The sequence below is a fragment of the Nocardia sp. NPDC051832 genome, assembly GCF_040681285.1.
GTDB lineage: Bacteria > Actinomycetota > Actinomycetes > Mycobacteriales > Mycobacteriaceae > Nocardia.
On sequence record NZ_JBFAYL010000005.1, the window covers coordinates 477,538 to 497,278 of the forward strand.

Annotated in this window: 19 protein-coding genes; 7 read left to right on the forward strand and 12 right to left on the reverse strand. The window is 67.8% G+C overall.

All coding sequences use genetic code 11. From position 1 onward, the window contains the following. Positions 1–135: 135 nt before the first annotated feature. Positions 136–402 (forward strand): hypothetical protein, encoded by a 267-nt coding sequence (locus tag AB0M14_RS31705; RefSeq protein ID WP_365001631.1) that lies wholly within the window; start codon positions 136–138, stop codon positions 400–402. Between the two features lie 135 nt (positions 403–537). Here the strand turns inward: AB0M14_RS31705 and AB0M14_RS31710 are convergent, their stop codons facing one another. Continuing rightward, on the reverse strand, positions 538–1,254 hold the full coding sequence (locus AB0M14_RS31710) for a metal-dependent hydrolase (RefSeq protein WP_365001633.1): 717 nt from the start codon (positions 1,252–1,254) through the stop codon (positions 538–540). 189 nt (positions 1,255–1,443) lie between these two features. On the opposite strand from AB0M14_RS31710, the gene AB0M14_RS31715 reads away from it, so the two are divergent. After that, the gene (locus AB0M14_RS31715; RefSeq protein WP_365001636.1) at positions 1,444–2,073 is read left to right on the forward strand and encodes a hypothetical protein; all 630 of its coding nucleotides are present in this window, start codon (positions 1,444–1,446) and stop codon (positions 2,071–2,073) included. A 353-nt stretch (positions 2,074–2,426) separates the two neighbouring features. Here AB0M14_RS31715 and AB0M14_RS31720 read toward each other — a convergent pair whose 3' ends face one another. After that, entirely contained in the window at positions 2,427–3,500 is a 1,074-nt protein-coding gene (locus AB0M14_RS31720) for a dihydrodipicolinate reductase (protein ID WP_365001639.1), read from the reverse strand. Further along, the gene (locus AB0M14_RS31725) at positions 3,497–4,282 is read right to left on the reverse strand and encodes an SDR family oxidoreductase (protein ID WP_365001643.1); all 786 of its coding nucleotides are present in this window, start codon (positions 4,280–4,282) and stop codon (positions 3,497–3,499) included. Before AB0M14_RS31725 ends, AB0M14_RS31720 begins: the two co-directional genes overlap by 4 nt. 96 nt (positions 4,283–4,378) lie before the next feature. Between AB0M14_RS31725 and AB0M14_RS31730 the strand changes: the two genes are divergently transcribed. From AB0M14_RS31730 to AB0M14_RS31740, 3 genes are all read left to right on the forward strand, one after another. After that, a complete protein-coding gene (locus AB0M14_RS31730) occupies positions 4,379–4,963 on the forward strand; it encodes a TetR/AcrR family transcriptional regulator (protein WP_365001645.1) in 585 nt (194 codons plus the stop codon). Positions 4,964–5,076: 113 nt separating this feature from the next. Beyond that, positions 5,077–5,958 carry an SGNH/GDSL hydrolase family protein gene (locus AB0M14_RS31735; RefSeq protein ID WP_365001647.1) on the forward strand — a complete coding sequence of 294 codons (882 nt, stop codon included), beginning with the start codon at positions 5,077–5,079 and terminating at the stop codon, positions 5,956–5,958. 142 nt (positions 5,959–6,100) lie between these two features. Further along, on the forward strand, positions 6,101–8,290 hold the full coding sequence (locus AB0M14_RS31740) for a molybdopterin oxidoreductase family protein (RefSeq protein WP_365001650.1): 2,190 nt from the start codon (positions 6,101–6,103) through the stop codon (positions 8,288–8,290). A gap of 306 nt (positions 8,291–8,596) precedes the next feature. Here the strand turns inward: AB0M14_RS31740 and AB0M14_RS31745 are convergent, their stop codons facing one another. From AB0M14_RS31745 to AB0M14_RS31760, 4 genes are all read right to left on the reverse strand, one after another. After that, positions 8,597–8,986, reverse strand: a complete 390-nt coding sequence (locus AB0M14_RS31745) for a hypothetical protein (protein WP_365001653.1) — start codon at positions 8,984–8,986, stop codon at positions 8,597–8,599. 267 nt (positions 8,987–9,253) lie between these two features. Beyond that, the gene (locus AB0M14_RS31750) at positions 9,254–10,228 is read right to left on the reverse strand and encodes an enoyl-CoA hydratase/isomerase family protein (RefSeq protein ID WP_365001656.1); all 975 of its coding nucleotides are present in this window, start codon (positions 10,226–10,228) and stop codon (positions 9,254–9,256) included. A gap of 337 nt (positions 10,229–10,565) precedes the next feature. Further along, positions 10,566–11,180, reverse strand: coding sequence for a TetR/AcrR family transcriptional regulator (locus AB0M14_RS31755; RefSeq protein WP_365001658.1), 615 nt, complete (start codon positions 11,178–11,180; stop codon positions 10,566–10,568). Between the two features lie 338 nt (positions 11,181–11,518). Further along, complete coding sequence (locus AB0M14_RS31760) at positions 11,519–12,457, reverse strand: alpha/beta hydrolase (RefSeq protein ID WP_365001660.1); 939 nt, start codon at positions 12,455–12,457, stop codon at positions 11,519–11,521. 71 nt (positions 12,458–12,528) lie between these two features. Here AB0M14_RS31760 and AB0M14_RS31765 point away from each other — a divergent pair, with 71 nt between their 5' ends. After that, entirely contained in the window at positions 12,529–14,487 is a 1,959-nt protein-coding gene (locus AB0M14_RS31765) for a Na+/H+ antiporter (protein WP_365001663.1), read from the forward strand. On the opposite strand, the gene AB0M14_RS31770 is transcribed toward AB0M14_RS31765, so the two are convergent. Next, on the reverse strand, positions 14,463–15,197 hold the full coding sequence (locus AB0M14_RS31770) for a dienelactone hydrolase family protein (RefSeq protein WP_365001666.1): 735 nt from the start codon (positions 15,195–15,197) through the stop codon (positions 14,463–14,465). The two genes, AB0M14_RS31765 and AB0M14_RS31770, sit on opposite strands and share 25 nt — an antisense overlap. A gap of 56 nt (positions 15,198–15,253) precedes the next feature. Continuing rightward, entirely contained in the window at positions 15,254–15,826 is a 573-nt protein-coding gene (locus tag AB0M14_RS31775; protein ID WP_365001668.1) for an SRPBCC family protein, read from the reverse strand. 172 nt (positions 15,827–15,998) lie between these two features. On the opposite strand from AB0M14_RS31775, the gene AB0M14_RS31780 reads away from it, so the two are divergent. Further along, entirely contained in the window at positions 15,999–16,586 is a 588-nt protein-coding gene (locus AB0M14_RS31780; protein WP_365001670.1) for a hypothetical protein, read from the forward strand. 42 nt (positions 16,587–16,628) lie between these two features. Here AB0M14_RS31780 and AB0M14_RS31785 read toward each other — a convergent pair whose 3' ends face one another. The 3 genes from AB0M14_RS31785 to AB0M14_RS31795 form a co-directional block, all read right to left on the reverse strand. Beyond that, on the reverse strand, positions 16,629–17,336 hold the full coding sequence (locus tag AB0M14_RS31785) for a TVP38/TMEM64 family protein (protein WP_365001673.1): 708 nt from the start codon (positions 17,334–17,336) through the stop codon (positions 16,629–16,631). Between the two features lie 36 nt (positions 17,337–17,372). Continuing rightward, entirely contained in the window at positions 17,373–18,902 is a 1,530-nt protein-coding gene (locus AB0M14_RS31790) for a phosphatase PAP2 family protein (RefSeq protein ID WP_365001675.1), read from the reverse strand. Positions 18,903–19,119: 217 nt separating this feature from the next. Further along, positions 19,120–19,623, reverse strand: a complete 504-nt coding sequence (locus AB0M14_RS31795) for a DUF488 domain-containing protein (RefSeq protein ID WP_365001678.1) — start codon at positions 19,621–19,623, stop codon at positions 19,120–19,122. Positions 19,624–19,741 lie beyond the last annotated feature (118 nt).

The window sequence follows — 19,741 nt, forward strand, 5'->3', positions numbered from 1 at the left end:
TCACACATCCCAGTGTGTAGATATGCGCATCTAACAATGTCAGCCCTATCTCTAGATATCGTCACCACAGCACCGCGAGACTTTAAAGACCTCTTTGAAGGGAAGGGGGCGGCCGCCCCTGGCATGCTCGTTGGTGTGAATCTCTCGGTGGAGCTGGCGGAGTGGACGGATTGGGACGGGGCTGCTTACATCGTCGGGCGGGCGCTCGGAGTCTTCTCGGCGGAGGAGGGGTTCCTGGACGTGAAAGGTGTGTTCTGGTCAGCCAATCCGCTAGGGGAGGGACTGCATCGGGCACTGGGGGCGCTGGCGGATGCCGGCGTTCTGGAGCGGCGGGACGAGCCGGATACTCAGTTCCGGTGGTCGAAGAGTCAACCGAATGATCCGGTGCGGCTGGCCTTTTGAAGTAAATGCTCACATTGGCCTATGCGTACTAATGCATAGACTGCTGCCTTCGCCACACAGTCGATCGGCTGCCCCCTCTAGTTCAAAAACTGGCTTAGAGGACAGGGGAGTCGGCTGGGTGGCAGGGGAGCAGGGTCAGGGTTGCTGGGTGATGCAGTACCAGAGCACCGCCATAGTCCCGAGGACGAACAGCGGTGAGATGACCCAGGTCTCGACCTTGTTGCCGGTGCGCTCGATGATGGGGAAGCGCACCCGGATGTCGAGCGGCCAGAACAGTCGGCACCCGCGGTCGGTCAGGCAGTCGCCGAGGATGTGGGCCAGTGCGCCCAAACCCACGCAGAAGGGCAGCCAGGCGGGCTTGTCGGCGATGTAGTGATCCATGACGAAGGTGCCGGACACCGCGAGCACGATGACCGTGCCGTAGGTCCGGATGCTGTCGCCGGGCGGGCACAGGTGCAGTGCGCGAACGGCCAAGGCCAGCAGGAAGAAGACGAGCGCCAGGGTGAACGGCCGGCCGACCCAGTGCGCCCCGGCCCAGGTCGCGTAGGTCGCTACGGCCACGAACAGCAGGGAGTGGGTGCCGCGCCGATGTCCGCCGGAGAGTTTGCTGATGAGTACGCACAGGAAGTACGAAACCGGTCCCAGCACATGTGCGATCGAGCTTTTCGGATGGTCGGCGTCGGGGAGTAGCGCGGCGCCCGCGGTGAGGAAGACCCCGAGCACCAGCTCCACTGTTCCGATATGCCCGGAAGCGTCTTGCAGGGCGGGATAACTCAACACCGTTACGGGCAGCAGCGCCGCCGCCCCCGACCAGGCAAACGCGCCACTGGTCGCATGAGAATGTCCAAGCACCGGATAACGTTAGTTGAAGCAACGAGTATCGCGAAGTCGCCTGATCAGGGGAATGGCGCTGCGGCACAAGGCGGACCGGCGTGTCGGGGGTGTGCGCCGCGGTGCGGCTGGCATGCTTTCGGCAATTCGTGCGTCCGTCTGGTTTGCCTTGCTCCCGTGATATTCCGCCAACGTCAGGAGAACTCGGCTATGCATCGTGTGCGTTCGATACGTCTGGCCGCCGCGGGGGCTGTTGCGGCCCTCGTCGTGCTGGGAGGCGGCCCGTCGGTCGCCGAGGAGCCGGCCGCAGTCGATTGGACCTCCGCCGTTCAGCAGCTGCGTAAGGCGGCCACCGGCAATGCGGCTGCCACCGCGGCGATCGATCGGCTTCTCGCCGCCAAGGACCTGCCGTCCACCAAGCGGGCGGCGCTGCCCGCCCAGCCGTTCCAGTATCCCGCGCAGTCCGATATCGGGCGGGGTAGTGGGCCCGGTGTCTACGGTTCGGGTATCGCGTTGGGCATGGACGGTTTCCGGTTCGGTTTCTTCGGCGGCCCGGGGACCATCTCGCCGAATCAGGCCGGCGCGAAGCTGGAGGTCATCTGGTACAACGTGTCCAACGGGCGCAGTGCCACGGACCTGCTGATCGAACATCAGGATGTCCCGGTGGACACCACGATTCGGACCAAGGTGCTCGACACCGGTCCCGGCATGATCGTGGCCGCGGTGTACGGGTCGCTGTGGCACCGTTGGTCGGTTCCGGTGTCGGAGGCCAATCCCGACGGCTATCAGTACCAGCTGGGTGTCATCTCGGTCCCGTCGTTCGGAGCGGTTTACAACTGAGGTGTGGAGGATCGGACCGATAACCGCTACATGACATAATGTTGATTATCGGTCCGAGAACCTTGCTGTGATCGGGGGTTGTCGAGGTTATCGAATCATGCTGTCGTATGCACTCTTTCGCATGATCGGCGGGCTTCGGCGCGGCTCCCTCCTGGTCTGTGTGGCGGCGTGATCCGCGTGGGTGCACGGTGTGCACTGATCCGCTCTGCGTCGTTTCCAGGGTTTCTGGAAATATTCCGGTTCAGGCCGATTTCTGCCGGAATATCTTGATGTTCAAGGATTCTCGCCCCTGCGCCCCTTCTGCCCCGGGTCCAACCACCCGCCGTTAATACGTCACTGTGACGAAACAATGGTCAGCGGATGGTGCCGTCGCCTGGGATGAGCGGCAGGTCCAGCGCGGTCACCCAGCCGGGCGGTAGCGCGTTGACCGCGGGCACGGCGTTGAGTGCGCGCATACCGGTAGCCAGGCAGCCCGCGACGGCGGGTGTGCGGCCGGAGTCGTCGGTGAACCGGAACGAGGTTTCCTGGGAGATGGACGGCGATCCGAGGATGTCGACCCGGTAGACGTCGTCGCGGGTGCCCGCGGGCCAGTCCGGTGCGGCGTCGAGGCCGATGCGGTTGACGTGTTCGAGGGTGATGACTTCGCGCCCGCGGTGGATTCCGTTGATGGTGAACCGGATCGCGGCGACGGTGCCTGCTTCGACGACGCCTTTGGCGGTGGGCCGGTCGGTCGGTGTGACCCATTTGTCCCAGCTGGTGGTGATGTCGTCAAGTGTGATGCCGGCCGCGGCGGCGATCATCGGGACGGTGGCGCCCCACGCCATGATGAGCATCTCGGGGTGTTCGAGCAGTGCGGTGAATTCGGGCGGGTGCCCGATGCCCATCTCGAATTCGTAGTCGCCTTCGTAGTCGGTGTAGTCGAGGAGTTCGGAGGCACGGACGGAGGTGACTTCGCCGCACAGGCCCATCAGGGTCATCGGGAACAGGTCGTTGGCGAATCCGGGGTCGATGCCGGTGGTGAAGCAGGAGGCGCCGCCTTCGGCGCAGGCCTGGGTGATCGGGTCGCGCCAGAGGTCGGGTAGTTGTTTCATGTCCGGCCATACCCAGGGGGTCATGGCGGTGGAGCAGACGTCGATGCCGGCGCGCAGGAAGGCGCTGATGACGCGGATGTTGTCGTCGGCGAGTGCGGCGGTGGGTCCGTAGTGCACGACGGCGTCGGGCCGGGTGGCGATGAGCTCGTCGACGGAGTCGGTGGCCAGGATGCCGGTTTTCGGGCTGCCGCAGAGGTCTCCGGCGTCTTTGCCGACTTTGTCGGGGTTGGCGACGCCGACTCCGACGAGTTCGTAGCGGGGGTGGCGCAGGATTTCGGTGAGGACCATGGAGCCGACGACGCCGGTCCCCCACAGCACGATGCGTTTGGTGGTCATCGGTGGAACTCCCCGCAGTCGACGGTCAGCATTTGTCCGGTGATGGCGCTGGCGAGGTCGCTGGCCAGGAAGAGGGTGGCGCGGGCGACTTCTTCGGGTTCGGCGAGTCGTTTGAGGTCGGTGGGTTCGGCTTTCTGGCGGTAGATCTCGGCGTGGTCGACGCCGGATTGGCTGGCGAGCCAGTCGAAGTAGGCCTTGTTGATGTCTTCGTAGACGTAGGAGGGGGCGACGCTGTTGACGCGGATGCCGCGGGGGCCGAGTTCGGTGGCGAGGGAGGAGGCGAGGTGTGCGAGGGTGCCTTTGGACAGTTTGTAGCCGGAGAATTCCGGTTGTGAGCTGTAGGTGACGCAGGAGTTGAGCATGATGACGGAGCCGTGGGTGGCTGCGAGGGCGTCGGCGAACAGGGTGGTGAGTCGCAGGGGTGCGTAGACGTTGGTTTCGTTGACGGTGCGCAGGGCGTCGAGGTCGATCTGGGTGATGGGGTGCATCGGGGGGATGGCGAAGGCGTTGTTGATGACGCAGTCGATGCGGCCGTAGGCGGCGATGGCGCGTTCGACGAGGGTGGTGCGTTGTTGTTCGTCGGTGATGTCGGCGGGGATGACGGTGGCTTGGGCGCCGAGTGCGGTGATTTCCTCGGCGATGTGGCGCAGGCGTTCTTCGGTGCGGGAGACCAGGATCAGGGTGGCGCCCATGCGGGCGGCTTCGGTGCTGAGGGCGTGGCCGAGGCCGGGGCCGGAGACGACGATGACTTTGTCTTGTAGTAGCGGGACCGGGGTGTACACGGATTCTCCTCGAAGTCCGCAGCAGTTACACGCTGTAACGACTTTGTTGTGACAGACTGTAACGACTGCTGCCCGCGCTCACAAGGACGAGATTTCGTGACCACACGCCACCGGCTCGGCCCCCGTCGTGATCCCGCGGTCGATACCGCCGTGCTCGAGGCGGCCCGGAGTCTGCTGGTCGAGAACGGTTATGCCGCAACGTCGATCGATGCGATCGCGTTGCGGGCGGGGGTGAGCCGCCCGGCGATCTACCGGCGTTGGCCCTCGAAGGCGCATCTGATCGCGCAGGCGGTGTTTCCCGATGTCGGTTCGGCGGAGACGGCCGCGGATCTGACCAGTGAGGTGCGCAAGGTGATCCGGGGGACGATCCAGTTGTTCGGCTCCCCCGAAACCCGGGTCGCGATGCCGGGGCTGATGGCGGAGATGCGGCAGGATGCCACGCTGTACGAGAAGTTGTCGGCGCGGCTGGATTCGCCGACGCGGGCGGAGCTGGGCGAGTATCTGGCCGCGGGTGCGGCGCCGGAGCGGGTGGGGCTGGATCCGGATACGTTGCTGGACACGATTGCCGGGGCGGCGTTGTTCGCCATGTGTATTCGCGATGTCGGTGATCTGGACGGGTTCGCGGAGTCGCTGGAGGATCTGTTGTTGTACGGGATTCTGGGCAAGCGTCCGGAGGAGTGAATCGGCCTGGTCCCGAATGACATTCGGTTTCTGGTGCGGAATCGGTTACCGGCTGGTAGTTTCACCTGCGCTGGGCGTGGGCTCAGGTCGGGGCTGGTTTCGGGAGGGTCATGATGAAGGCATCGTGGGCGTTGTTGGCTTGCGCCGCTGTGGGGTTGGGGGTGCTGGCGCCGCCGGCGGCCGCGGCGCCGGCGTTCACCGAGTATGTGGCGCTGGGTGATTCCTGGGCGGCGGATGTGACGTTGAATCCGTCCATGCTGACCACGGAGTTCGCGCCGGTGTCGTGCTTGCAGAGTTCGAGCAGCTATGCCCGGCAGGTGGCGGCGGCGCTGGCGGTCCCGGAGTTCCGGGACGCGTCCTGTGGTGGTGCGATCACCGACGACATGACCCGGCCGCAGGTGTCGACGACGTCGCGGGGTAATCCCCCGCAGTTCGACAAGTTGAGTCCGAGTACGGATCTGGTGACGGTGCTGATCGGCGGGAACGACGCGGGTCTGGCGGCGGCGGTGCTGGGCTGTGTGACCGCGGATGCGGCGGCGACGCCGTGTTTGAGCTCGTTCACCGGTGGCGGGGTGGATCGGATGTCGGCGGCGATCGCGGTGGCCGAGCCGAAGGTGGCGGCGGTGCTGCGCGGGATTCGGGAGCGTGCGCCGCGGGCGCGGGTGTTGCTGTTGAACTATTTCGAGATCGTCGGGACCGAGGGTGGGTGTTTTCCGGAGATCCCGATTTCGGATCCGGACGCGATCTGGTTGGGGCATCGGCTGATCGAGTTGAACGCGATGCTGGCGCGGGTGGCGCGGGCGAGCGGTGTCGAGCATGTCGACACCTATGCCGGTAGTCATGGGCATGATGCCTGTCAGCCGCCGGGTGTGCGCTGGGGTGAGGGGTTGATTCCGTTGACCAGTAATCCGGTCGGTCCCGGGGTGCCGTTCCATCCGAATCAGCTGGGTGCTGATCATCAGGCGCGGAGTGTGCTGGCGGTGCTGGGCCGGTAGGGGGTCTACTCCCCCGTATCGCCTTGTCCCCCAACGTAAAACGTCACTGTGACGGCCGTGGGTGGGTCCAGAGATCCACCCACGGGTGGATCAACCGTCTGAGCCACTGCGGGTAGCCTGGGACCACCGAGGGGAAGGTGAAATGCCCGTGAGCGCTACGACTATCGCCCGCCAGTGCACGCTGTGTGAGGCCCACTGCGGAATCCTGGTCACTGTCGAGGATCAGCAGGTGACCCGAATCGAAGGCAATCCCGACGACGTGCTGTCCCAGGGCTATATCTGCCCGAAGGCGACCGCGATGGGCGGGCTGCATCACGACCCGGATCGGCTGCGCACCCCGGTGCGCCGCGTCGGGGACAGCTTCGAGCCGATCGGCTGGGACGAGGCGTTCGCCGAGATCGGGCGGCGGTTGCGGGCGGTGCGCGGCGCGCACGGGACCAGTGCGATCGGCATGTATCTGGGTAACCCGGCCGCGCACAGTTCGTCGGTGATCTATGGCGCGCTGCTGCGGGCGGTGCTGCTGACCAAGAATTTCTTCACCGCGTCCTCGATCGATCAGTTCCCGCAGGAGTTCGTGGCGTGGCGGATGTTCGGGTCGAATGTGCTGATGCCGGTGGTCGATATCGATCGCACCGATCGGCTGGTGGTGCTGGGGGCCAATCCGGCGGTGTCCAACGGGTCGATCACGACGATGCCCGGGGCCAAACTGCGGATCAAGGAGGTGCGCAAGCGGGGCGGGAAGGTCGTGGTGATCGATCCGCGCCGTACCGAGACCGCGCGCTTGGCCGATGAGCATGTCGCGGTCACTCCGGGCGGGGATCCGTATCTGCTGCTGGGGATGCTGCATGTGCTGGTCACCGAGAAGCTCTGTGATGAGGCCGCGATCGCGAAGCAGTGCTCGGGTTGGGGTGAGATCCGGGCGCTGGTCGCCGATTTCACGCCAGAGCAGGCCGCGCCGTTCGCGGGGGTGGACGCGCAGGTGATCCGCCGGCTGGCGCGTGAGCACGCGGCTGCGGAGTCGGCGGTGCTGTATGCGCGGCTGGGGGTGTGCTTGCAGGTGACGGGGACGCTGACGCATTGGCTGGTCAACATCGTCAACGCCGCCACCGGGAACCTGGATCGTCCCGGTGGTCATATGTTCGCGACACCGCCGATCGATGCGGCGCGCTTCGCGAAGTATCTGCCGGTGGGGCATGGCGCGTGGACCGACAGTTCCGGGCGGTTCAAGTCCTTCCGCAGCGAGCTGCCGGTCGCGGTGCTGACCGACGAGATCCGCAACGGCACGATCCGCGCGATGGTCACCTATGCCGGTAATCCGGTGCTGTCCACCCCGAACCGCGGTGAGCTCGACGCGGCGCTGGAGGGTTTGGATTTCTATGTCGCGGTGGACATGTACGTCACCGAGACCACCCGGCACGCCGATATCATCCTGCCGCCGATCTCGCCGCTGGAACGCGAAGATCTCGACGTGCTGCTGCCGGTGTTCAGCGTGCGCAACAATCTGCGCTACAACGCGCGGGTCTTCGATCCGCCCGCCGACGGTCTCGAGGATTGGCAGATCATGGCGCGCTTGGTGACCGAGATGCTGCCGTTGCCCGCACGTGGTGTCACCACCGGTGCGTTGCATCGGCTGTTCGAACAGTTCAGTCCGCTGCGGTTGTCGGCGCTGGGTGTCGCGACCGGTCCCTATGGTGTCCTGCGACGCGGTCTGCGGGGTTTGACCGTCGGCAAGGTGCGCGAGAGTGCGGGCGGTGTCGACCTGGGGCCGCTGCGCCCACGGCTGCGGCAGCTGATCGGCACCAAGGACCGCAAAGTCCAGTTGGCGCCCCCGGATTTCCTCGCCGCCGCCCGCGCCCTGCTCGACGACGTCGCGCACGGCGCCCAAGCCACCGCCGACGGCTACGACCTGCGCCTGATCGGCCGCCGCCACTTGCGCAGCAACAACTCCTGGCTGCACAACGTACCCGCGATGGTGAAGGGCAAGGACCGCTGCACCGCCCTCATGCACCCCGCCGACGCCGCCGCCCGCCACCTCACCGACGGCGCCCCGGTCACCGTCACCTCCAAGACCGGTTCGATCGTGGTGCCGGTGGAAGTCAGCGACGACATCCGCCCCGGCACCATCGCCGTCCCCCACGGCTGGGGCCACCAGGAACCCGGCGTCGGCTGGCAGGTCGCCGCCTCCCTGCCGGGCAAGAACGTCAACGCGTTGCACGACCCGTCGCTGACCGACACGTTCTCCGGCGCCGCCGCCGTCAACAGCACCTGGGTGCGTGTGCAGGCGGCAGAACCGGCGGACACACCGGCAGACACCGTCGCCGCGGTCGGCTGACCATCCGGTCCCGCTGACTCGGAACACCGTGCTCCGCAGCGCGATTCGCGGCAGTGCCCTGGGAGCGGTGCTTGGATTGGTCAACATCGCGCTGCTGTGTGCTGCGCGATATGCCTGGGTGTAGCTCTGAACTGACGACGATCGGCAGTGAGTATGCGTGTATTCGGCGGCGCCGCGCGGCTGTGAGTGTTCGCCTTATTCGACACCCATCTGCGGACTGAGTGGAGCTGCCCTCTCGTGTAGCGGTACATCCTGGACGTAGCGGTGTGCGAGATCGACCTGCGCAACGGGTGGTGGGCTGCCTCGTCAGGCCGTCTGGACGGTGACGCGGTAAGCGATCCGGATCTCGCGGCCGATGTGGGCGGTGCCGGAGAGGTTGAGCCAGCGGTTGCCGCCGCCGCGTGGGTCCGGGACGTAGGCGGGGTGGACTTGCTCGACGCCGAACGGGAAGGTGCCGGAGGTGGCGGTGGCGATGGCGGTCATCAGGGAAACCTCTGCCCACAGTCCCGGCTCGGCGGTGCCCGCGGTGAGCGGGGGGACGTCGGGCAGGAAGAATCCGAACTGTTCGCCGGTCGCGCCGGAGGTCTGGATCAGCACCGCGCCGGTGCGGTACAGCCGCGCGATCCCGGTGTACACCAAGCATTCTGGGCTCAGCCGCAGCGGCGGCGCGGGTTGCAGTTCTAACTGGACCGCCATGTGCAGACTCTACGGCGGCCCTCTCGGCCTGTCGCGGGTTCCAGGTCGGTCCTCGAGGTCCGGATAGGTCCAGCGGTCGGCGGCGTGGCTCCCCCGGAACCGCGCACCGGTGTCTCATGCCGAAGGTGGGCACATCGAGCGTCCGCACCGCCCGCACTGCCCAGCATCGTGGCTGGTGCAGCGCTGCCCGCCTGCGGCGATGCCGGACGTGATGTGCGCTGGAGGGCGCGGAGTATCGCAGGAACGACGATCGAGCCGGGCCGGGTGTCAGCGGGTGGTCTGGTCGATGCGGGTGCCGTTGATCCAAGGTTTGGGGTCGGCGAGGAAGGGGGTGTCGCCGAGGCGGTCGAGGTCGTCGAAGAAGGCGTGGGTGGTGCGGGTGGCGGCGGGGGTGGTGCCGGTGGAGACGAAGGCGGCTTGTTCGGCGTCGAGGGCGCGGGCGAGGGATTTGTCGGTGCCGAAGTAGATGGCGCGTTTGGCCTCGGCGACGACGACGGGGTTGCGGGCGGCCAGACGTGTTGCGGTGGTGTGGGTTTCGGGGAGCAGCTGGTCGGGGGTGGTGAGGTGGTGGACCAGGCCGAGGCGGTGAGCTTCCTGGGCGGAGACGGGCGCGCCTTCGAGGGTGAGTTCGATGGCTTTGGCGGCGCCGACCAGGCGGATCAGGCGTTGGGTGCCGCCGCCACCAGGGATCAGGTTGGCCAGGGATTCGATCTGCCCGAACTGGACGTGCTCGGCGTCGGCGGCGTAGCGCAGGTCGCAGGCGAGGGCGATTTCGTGGCCGCCGCCCAGGGCGGGGCCGTTGATCGCGGCGAGGTAGACCACCCCGGAGCGGTTCATGCGCAGGGTGGTTCGTTTCCAGCGGTGACCCCACACCAGGCCGGCGCCGAGTCCGCCGCCGACGCGTTCGATGGTGTCGGCCGCGCCGGGGATCCGCAGGGCCAGGCTGCCCGCCCGCAACAGTGGGGCCGCGACGCGGGCGGGGACGAACGGGTGCGGTAGCTCGATCATGCCGGTCAGGGCGCGCGGGTCGGCGTGGGTGAGGAACCGTCCGGGCAGCCCGCCGGTGAGGATGATCGCGCCTACGCTGTCGTCGCGGTCGGCCGCCGCGGTGAGCCGGTCGAGATCGCGCACCACCGCGATCGTCACGAAGTTCAACGGCGGCGCGACGATGCGGGCGGTCAGGACCCGCCCGTCCTGTTCGAGCTCGATGGTCTCCAAGGTGAGGTCGGCGGTCCGTGTCATCGCGATCTCCTTCGACGAGCGGCGGCCCGCATTCCTGAATCGATTCTGCGGCGACCCGATATCGATTCCGCGGCAACCGATTCGGGCTGCGAGCCAGACTGTGAGCTCCACGGTAACCGCCCTCCGCATCCGCATCTCTGGTCGGATGCACAGAATTTCCACGTCTCCCCGAGCCCTGCGCACCAGCCGTCGACGCGTATCAGTGGTACCCGCACCGGGACGGCCGGCTGTGCGACGGCGTCACGGGGGTGCCGGACTTCGACCGGACTTCGAGTTGACGGTCACCGACCGGCGTGCCCGTGGTGCTCAGCGACCGCACGGGATCGACCCGAGGGCGTCAGCGGGATTCGGTGGTGGTGTAGAAGGCGCGCAGTTCGTCGACCGCGTCGTCGAGTGGCTGGGTGCTGTGCTGGATGCGGCTCAGGGCGATGGCGCCTTCGATGGCGGCGACGGTGAGGGTGGCCAGGCGGGCGGCGCGGTCGCCGGGGATGTCGTGGCGGACGAGGAGGTCGGCCAGGGCGTGGTGCCAGCGGGCGAAGATCTCGGCGGCGGTGTGGGCGAGTTCAGGGGCTTCGTCGTTGGTTTCGACGGCGACGGCGAAGATTGGGCAGCCGGATCGGAAGTCGCTGTCGCGCAAGGTTTGCCGCCACATCGCGGCGAACTGGTCGAGGGCTTGGACCGGGGTGTGGTCGCGGGTGAGGGTGTCGATGAGTTCGGTCATCACCGCGCCGGCGGTGGTGACGGCGGCGGCGATGAGCTGGGTGCGTCCGCCGGGGAAATGGTGGTAGACCGAGCCGCGGGGTGCGCCGGTGGCGGCCAGGACGCGGTCGACGCTGGTGCCGCTGGCGCCGTGCACGCGCAGCGAGTCGATGGCGCCCTCGATCATCCGCCGCCGGGCGTCGGGCAGGCGGGGGCGGGCGGTGTCGGAGCGTGCTCGGCGGGTGCTGGCCACCGGATCATTCTATGGCGCACCCCATAGGACCGGAAAAGGTGCCACGGTCAGCCGCCTATTTTGCTTTCCGGACCGAAAAAGTGAAACAGATCACGTTTTGCTGGAGATTAACTCAATGCCCGCACGGTGCGGGCAGGCACGAAAGGAAAAGTTCCATGCTCATCGATCTTCTCGTCGCAGGAATCGTGTTCACAGCGGTGGTTCTGCTCGCCGGAATCGGCATATTCCTCTGAGCCCCCCGCGCGCGGCTCCCCGAATTTTCGGTGCCGCAGTCTTTCGACCCGAACGCCACCAATGGTAACCACCGGTTATCTGGTTGGCGCTCGGGCTTTTTGTGCTCAATGCACGCGAGTGCTGTGAAATTCCAGGAAAGCGGCCAGGGTTTCTTCCGGCGCTTCGAGTTGGGGATAGTGCCCGACCTTCGCCAATTCCACGACATCGGCCCCGGGCACCAGTTCGCGATAGCGCTGCACCATGTGCGCGCCGGAGACCGGATCGAGCAGCCCGTCGATCAGGCGCACCGGCACCTCGGTCCCGATCAGCGCCCCCACCCAGCGTTCCCGATGCGTGCGCCGCTCGGCCATGTAGCGGATGAGTTTGTGCCCGTTGCGTTTGCCGTGCCGCCCGCACCACATCAGCCAGAACTGGTCGAGTTCGGCGACCGAGGGTTTGGTGTCGGGCCCGAACACCCCGGCCAGGCTGGCCTGGAAGGTCGATTCGGTGGCCAGCAGCGACAGCACCGGGCCCAGCGGGCTCGCGAGCAGTTTCTGGATCGGGCGGGCCCGATGGGTTTCGGGGAACAATCCGCCGTTGAGCAGGCACACCGATTCGATGACCAGTGATTCGTCGCCGGCTTTCCTGCGTTCGCTGTCGCGGGCGAGCAATTCCTGAGTGACGGTGTCGCCGTAGTCGTGGGCCAGGATGTGCACCCGGCCTATCCCCTGATCGCGCAGCAATTGCTCGTGCAGGTCGGCCTGATCGGAAATCGTGTACTGATAACCGCGAGGTTTGGCCGACCAGCCGAAGCCGATCATGTCCGGAGCCAGCACCCGGGTGAACTCCGCGCACAGCCCCGGCCAGATCGCGTGCCAATCCCAGGACGCGGTCGGGAACCCGTGCACGCACAGCAGGACGCGTTCCGGGCCCGGACGACTCTCGGGCGCGCCGTCCTCGTCGGGCAGGGTTCCGCTGAAAGCGCTGTCGCGCCAGAAGATCTGATGACCGCGATGGGTGAACCGGCGGCCGTTGGCCCGCCAGTCCGCGAACTCCTCTTCCACGTCTACCTCCTTGTGCCGACCAGCATTGCGCGCGAACGGTACTCGCATCGCCGCTTCGGCCGGTCCGGCACGTGTCATCTACCGGGCCGGGATTCGCCGCCGGGATGCGCACCGGGTGGCGGTTGCGCGCCCCGGCGAGCATGCTCTGCGAGAATGCTGCGGTGCATATGGCGATCGGCCTGGTGGTTCTCGTGGCCTCGGCGGCCAGTCTCGCGGCGCTGGCGCGGCGGTTCGGGATTTCCGAACCGCTGGTCCTGACGCTGGCGGGGGTGGCGGCGTCCTATCTGCCGTTCGTGCCCACGGTGCATCTGGAACCGGAGGTGGTGCTGCTGGGGTTGCTGCCCCCGCTGCTCTACACCGCCGCGATCCGCACCTCACTGGTGGATTTCCGGGCGAATCTGCGCACCATCGCGCTGCTGTCGGTGGGGTTGGTGCTGTTCACCACCTTCGCCGTCGCGGCGGTGGTGTGGTTGCTGCTGCCGGTGCCCTTCGCGGTCGCGGTCGCGCTCGGCGCGGTGGTCGCCCCGCCGGACGCGGTGGCCGCGACCGCGGTGGCCCGCCGGATCGGGATGCCGCGCCGGATCGTCACCATCCTCGAAGACGAGTCGCTGTTCAACGACGCGACCGCGCTGGTGGCGTTGCGCACCGCGATCGCGGCCTCGGCGGGCACGGTGTCGGTGTGGAACGCCGGCGGTGACTTCCTGCTCGCCGCGGGCGGCGGCGCGCTCGTCGGTGTCGCGGTCGCCTATCTGCTGGCGTTCCTGCGCCGCCGGATCAACGACCCGGTGCTCGACACCACCCTGTCGTTCCTGGCGCCGTTCGTGGCGTACCTGCCCGCCGAAGAGGTGCACGCCTCCGGGGTGATCGCGGTGGTGGTGTGCGGGATGATCCTGGGCCACAACGCCCCGGCCTGGCAGAGCGCCGCCTCACGCATCGCCGAACGCACCAACTGGCGCACCATCCAGTTCATTCTGGAGAGCGCGGTGTTCTTGATCATCGGTCTGCAGGTGCGCGGGATCCTCGAGGGCGCCTGGGGCAGCGGCCTGGACCACACGACCCTGGTGCTGGCGGCGGTGGCGGTGCTGGCGGCGGTGATGCTGGCGCGGCCGCTGTGGGTGTTCCCGTGGGCGCTGCTGTTCGACCGGCTCGGCATGACGACGGTGCCCGCGGATCAGTCGATGGCCAAGCACGCGACGGTGGTGTCGTGGGCGGGCATGCGCGGGGTGGTGACCTTGGCGGCGGTGCTGTTGCTGCCCGAGGACACCCCGCAGCTGGCGGTGCTGAAACTGCTGGCGCTGGTGGTGGTCGCGGGCACGCTGCTGCTGCAAGGGACCTCGCTGCCATGGCTGGTGCGGATGCTGAAGTTGCGCGGGCCCAGCCGCGCCGAGGACGCGTTGCAGAAGGCGAGCCTGCTCTCCCAGGCGACCTCGGCCGGGCTGGCGGTGCTCGACAGCGAAGTCACCGACCGGACACCCGAGGCGGTGGTGCAGTCACTGCGTGAACGGGTCGCCTGGAAGACCAACGCCGCCTGGGAACGGCTGGGGCGTTCGGAAGCCGAACAGGCCACACCCACCGCCGAATACCGGCGGCTGCGCCTGGCGATGCTGGCCGCCGAACGCGAAACCGTGCTGGCGGTGCGCGATTCCGGGGCGATGGACTACGAGATCCTCCAGCATGTGCTGGCCCGCCTCGATCTCGAGGAATCGATGATCGACCGATTCGACGAAACCGAGGACGACCGCGTCGAACTGCTCGCCGGGCCCAGCTCGGCCGACGACTGCGCGCACCTGCGCGCCGCACCCCTGGCGCCGCAGCCGCGCGGAGCCGCCGAATGCGCGCAATGCCTCGCCGAAGGGCTGAGCTGGGTGCATCTGCGGATGTGCCTGTCCTGCGGGGAGATCGGCTGTTGCGACTCCTCCCCGGGCAATCACGCCACCAAGCATTACCGGGGTACCGGCCATCCGGTGATCCGCAGTATCGAGCCCGGTGAGGCGTGGCGGTGGTGCTACGTCGATGAGCTGCTCGGCTGAGAGCCGGTGCGTAGATGGGTGTCGAAGAAGGCGAACACCCGCTGCCAGGCATCGGCGGTCGCGGCCGGGTTGTGGCCGAAACCGGTGACGCGCAGCAGCTGATCGCCGGGGAAGGTGTTGGCGAATCCGTGGGTGGTGCGCGGATAGGTTTTGATGTCGTGGGGCACACCGAGTGCGGTGAGGGTGCGTTCGAGTTTCGCGTCCGCGCCCGGCAGGGTCGGATCCAGGCCGGCGTAGCTGGCCACGATCGGGCAGGCGCCGTCGAGCAGCGTGCGATAGTCGCCGTAGAGACCGCCGTAGAACGGGGCCGCAGCGTCGAAACCCTGGGGCGCGCACAGCAGCGAGAAGCCGCCGCCCATACAGAATCCGCTGATCGCGGTGCGCCCGGTGCAGTCCGGGTCGGCGAGCAGGCGAGCGCGGGCGGCGAGGATGTCGCGCACGGGTTCGCGGTCGGCGTCGGTGCTGCCGCCGGTGAACCACAGCGCCCGCATCACCGAACGCAGGCAGCGCGCGCGGCCGCGGGAGAACAGATTCGGGCCGATCGCCAGATAGCCGTGCTCGGCCAGCATCTGCACGTGCTGCCGCAAATCCGCGCTCGCACCGGTGATGTCGTGCACGATCACCACTCCCGGCCATGGACCCGGCCCCTGCGGGCGCGCCATGACCGCGGAGATCGGTCCGTCGGGTGCGTCCAACTCGATGTGCTCCATGCGCACGAATCTAGGCACTGTCCCAGACGAAGACAAGACCGGTCGGTGCGGAGCTCTCATTCCGTCGGCCGTGCCGGCAGCTTATCGCTCTGCCCTGCCCGAAGCGTTTCGGCGTGCGCCTTCAGTGCCCGCAGGGTCTGCGGGATCCCGTGCAGCGCATGGTTGTCCCGTGTTCTGCCCAGCGGGCCGGACCAGCGCAGTGCGCGGTTGAAGGCGGAGGTGTAGGACCATTCGCGGTACTCGGTGACCAGGGTTCCGCCTGGATGAGGTTCGAGACGGTAACCCCAACGGGGACCGACGATGTGGACTTGGAACTCGAAGTGGGCGAGCGGGGCGACCACGGTTACCTCGCAGGGGGTGGCCCATGTGAGGGGCCCGATCCGGTTGACCCCGATGAACCATGCGCCCACTCGCGGTTCCACGGCACCGTTCAGCCAGCGCCCGCGGCGATTCTCTGTACTCCAGCGGCCCATTCCGGTGATATCGGTGACCAGGTCCCAAAGTTGTTGTGCCGGTGCGTCGACGACGATTGACATCGTATCGGTCATGGCCTGCTCGGACCGGGTGCGAACCACCTCTTCCGGCGGCCGCAGAAATCGCCGCAGCGTTGCGCTTACCTTGTCGGCCATCTTCGACCCTGACTGTCTGGGACAAGTAGACGTTATCACGCTCGAGCCGCGCCGGAACTCTATCCGGGGACATGGCACACTCGAATGTGTTGCTGAAATATTGCTGCACGCCCGGTCGTGACGGGCGCGGCGCAACATCCAGGGCACCGGACCGCACGAAACGGAGACTGAGATGGCCGACATTCGATTTCGCCACCCGATCCGGTCAGCGTGGAGTTCGCTGGTCGGCCCCGGTGCAACACCCACGAACACCGCCATCACCCTGGGGCTCGCGACCGTGGGAACGGTCGCGGCGCCGAATCTCGCCAACACCTGGAACAGCACCCGCAGCGAATCGCTGACGCTACGACTGATGGCATTCGATCTGTGGGGCGGCGCGTGGGTGAACAACACCAAGACGTGCGCTCGCTGGTATGAACGACCGGGCCAAACCGACACCGATCACCTGCTGTTCGCCGCCCTGCACCTGCACCCGATCGCTGTGGCCTGGCTGGATCGCCGCGAACCGCGCCGCCTGCCCGGATGGTTGTGGGCCGGAGCGCATTACGGCTACCTGCTGGCGGCTACGTTCGCGATTCGTCGAGCCGGCCCGCACCGTCGAGCACTCGGTCCGGTGCTGACACTCGCCGGACTGGCACTCGACCGTGCCGCGGGACCTTCGCGCGCCGCACCATGGTTCGCGCCGGTCTTCTACACCAAACTCCTGCTCGGCCACGCATCCGCGGCGCTCTGGCCCGACGAAGCCCTGACGCCCGCGTGACGAGGTCGATCCGGACCGGCCGCCAAACCGATTACGCCGAACCTAGGCCTGCGTCGATTCCGTATCCCGATCCCGGCGGCGCCAGCTCCGAATTCCGCGGTGCGCGGCGAAAGCGCCGATGATCGCGACAACGCACCAGACCGTGATCGCCGTGTAGGCCAGTGGCGCCGACAAGTCGCCGATCGAGGCGCCCAGGGCGGTGTAGACGAACGCTCGTGGCGCGGACCCGATGAACGCACCGACTGCCATCTGCCACAGCGGAACGCCGAAAGCGCCGAAAGTGTAGGAGGCCAGCGCGTCCGGGGCGCCCGGGATGAAGCGCTGCCCGACCACCGCCCACAGGCCGCGCCGGGCGATCTGTGCATCGATGCGTTCGGCGCGTTCGGCGCCGAGCATGCCGCGGGCGCTGCGCCGCCCGGCCCGCCGGCCGAGAAACGCGCACAACGTCGCGGTCCCCACGGTGGCGCCGAGGGTCACGAAGGTTCCGAGCAGCGGCCCGAACAACAGGCCACTGCCTCCGGCCAAGATCGGGCCCGGGACCAGCGCGGCCCCCAGCAGCGCCGAAACCGCCACGTACACCAGCGGCGCCGCCGGACCGGTCGCCTCGATCGCCGCGCGCACCGCGTCGATATCGATGACGCGGGCAACGGCCACGAGATAGAACATCCCGAGCAGGAACGCCGCGTACACCGCCAGGCGCGCTCCGTGCCGCCAGCGGCGGTCGGTGGCGAGGTCGTCGTTGTCTGTCATGGTGCGCACAACCCTGCCGCACGCGGTGCGGGCTCGCTAATCGAGCCCGCGCATAAGGGTTCTCCCGCCGCACTGGTTCGAGATCGCCGGGACCGCGGGCGGGCGGGTTCGCAGCGCCGAGGACCGATCGGCAGCGACCGGTTCGACCACCCACCACGCGATCGCGGTCCACACCGCGCCCAGCAGCACCGCGCCCATTACGTCGGTGGGGTGGTGGGCTCCGGCATACAGGCGCTGCACGCCGACCAGCACGGGCACCAGCAACGCCACGCCCGCCAGGAACCGGAACCGCCGGCCACGCGTGGACGCCCACACCAGCGCGGCGGTGCCCGCATACAACGTCACCGAGGCCGCCACATGCCCGGACGGGAAACTGGCGGTCGGCGGCAGGTCGGGATCCAGCGGCGCCACCGCCGGGCGATCACGATCGACGATCGCGGCGACGGTGAGAAACGCGGTGATCTCCCCGACCAGCGCGACACCCAGAAACACCACCGGCCGCCAGCTGCGCAGCACCGCCACGACCACCGCGACCGAAAGGATCGCCACGGTGTTGCCGACCGTGCCGAACACCTCGAGCACGGTGGTGCACACCGCATTCCGATGCTCGGCCAGCACCGCCACCACCCGATGATCCCAGTGCAGGACCGTGGTCTCGGCGGCCAGCTCCCGCACCGACAACCCGATGCCGAGCAACACCCCGACCAGCAGCACCCACGCCACCGCCAGCTCGCCCGCGCCACGCCACGGATGCGGCAACGTGGGCGCGTGCCGCACCGGAACCGGGCGCAAGTCCGCTTCCGCGTCCGCCGCCACGTCCCCGGGCAGCGGACCCGGGTCCGCGATCCCGGCCTCGCGGCGCCACCGATCGAAAGCGACCGTGGCCAGCAGCAACCACAGCGCCCCCAGCAGCCAGCCCGCCAGCACATCGGTGAGGTAGTGCACGCCCAGCGCGATCCGGCTCAGCCCGATCACCGCCACCAGCAGCACCGCGAACCCGGTCACCGTCCGCCGGACCCGTTCGCGTTGGATCGGCGCGAACACCAGCACGACCACGCCGTAGCAGACCAGCGAACCCATCGCGTGCCCGCTCGGGAAGCTCCACCCGGCGACACTGTGGACGGGCGTCTCCACCACCGGCCGCAACCGTTCCACCAGCTGCTTGACCACCGCGTTGAGCATCAGACCGCCCGCGCCGGTGAGGATCACATACACCGCCAGCCGCGGTAACCGGCGCAGCGACAACCACACCGCGGCCACGGCGAGCACCGACAGCAAGGTCGCGGTCGCCCCGAAAGCGGTGACCACGGTGAGGACCTGGAGCAGCATCGGGTTGCGCGCCACCACCGCGACCACCCGGTCCGAGACCGCCTGATCCGCGCTCAGCAGCGGCTCCCACCGCGACCGCACCAGCGCGGTGAGCGCCGCGAACCCGAGACCGACCGCGACCGCACCCAGCAACGCGGCCACGCTGTGCAGCAGGAATCGTTCGGTGGCCGCGGACTCGCCGGTACCGCCAGGGCTGTCGGTGCGCGTTGCGACCTCACCTTGCCGGTCGACAGTCAATGCAGCACCTCTCGCTCGATGCGACCACCCGGTGTGGGTGTCGTTCGTTGTCCACGGTTTCCCACAACGAGCGATCGCAATCAGCCGGGGTGCCCGAAAACGCCGCGCCCGCCCGGCCGCGCGGTGCCCGAAGGCACGGTGCGGGTCCTCGCCGAAGACTCCGCCCGCCGACGGGGCGAGTCGGCATCGGCCACCCTTGATCCGGCAAAATCCGCTGCTAGGCAACGGTATTGGAGTGCAAGCCCGGGTGCAGGTCGGTGACCGGCAGACCGTGCTCGGTGTGCAGCCGTGCCACCACCAGCGAACGGTGACACGCCGCGGCATCGCGCTCGACGCAGAGCACCGCGGTCACCACATCCCGAGGAAGCTCGGTCACGAGCGCGCCGAGATCGAACGGGTCGAGAATCTCCCGGGTATAGCCCGCGGTGTACTCCGGCGCCAACGCGACCCGATTGCGTTTGCCCACACCCTGACGATCGTCGGCACGATATTGCAGCTGACGCAGCTCCGTCGTCGGCGCCAACCCCTTCACATGGCGATAACCGACCCCGGCCGCGCCGAGCATCCGCTGCAACCGCACCGAATTCGCCCACGAGTACTGCGTCCCGCGCACACCCCGGCGCTGCCGCACATCCAGCACCAACCCCACACCGGCCCCGGTGAGCTGAGCGAGAAACGTTTCCGCTGTGAATCCGTAGACACCGATCGTCACAATCCGCATCACAGGTCCGTTCCGGCGCGCCACCGCACGCTCAGTGGCCACTCGCGTGTTCGTCATAGGATCAGCTTCCCCACTAATCACGACATCCTGTGTCGCGTATTTCTGAGAAGGTTTTGCT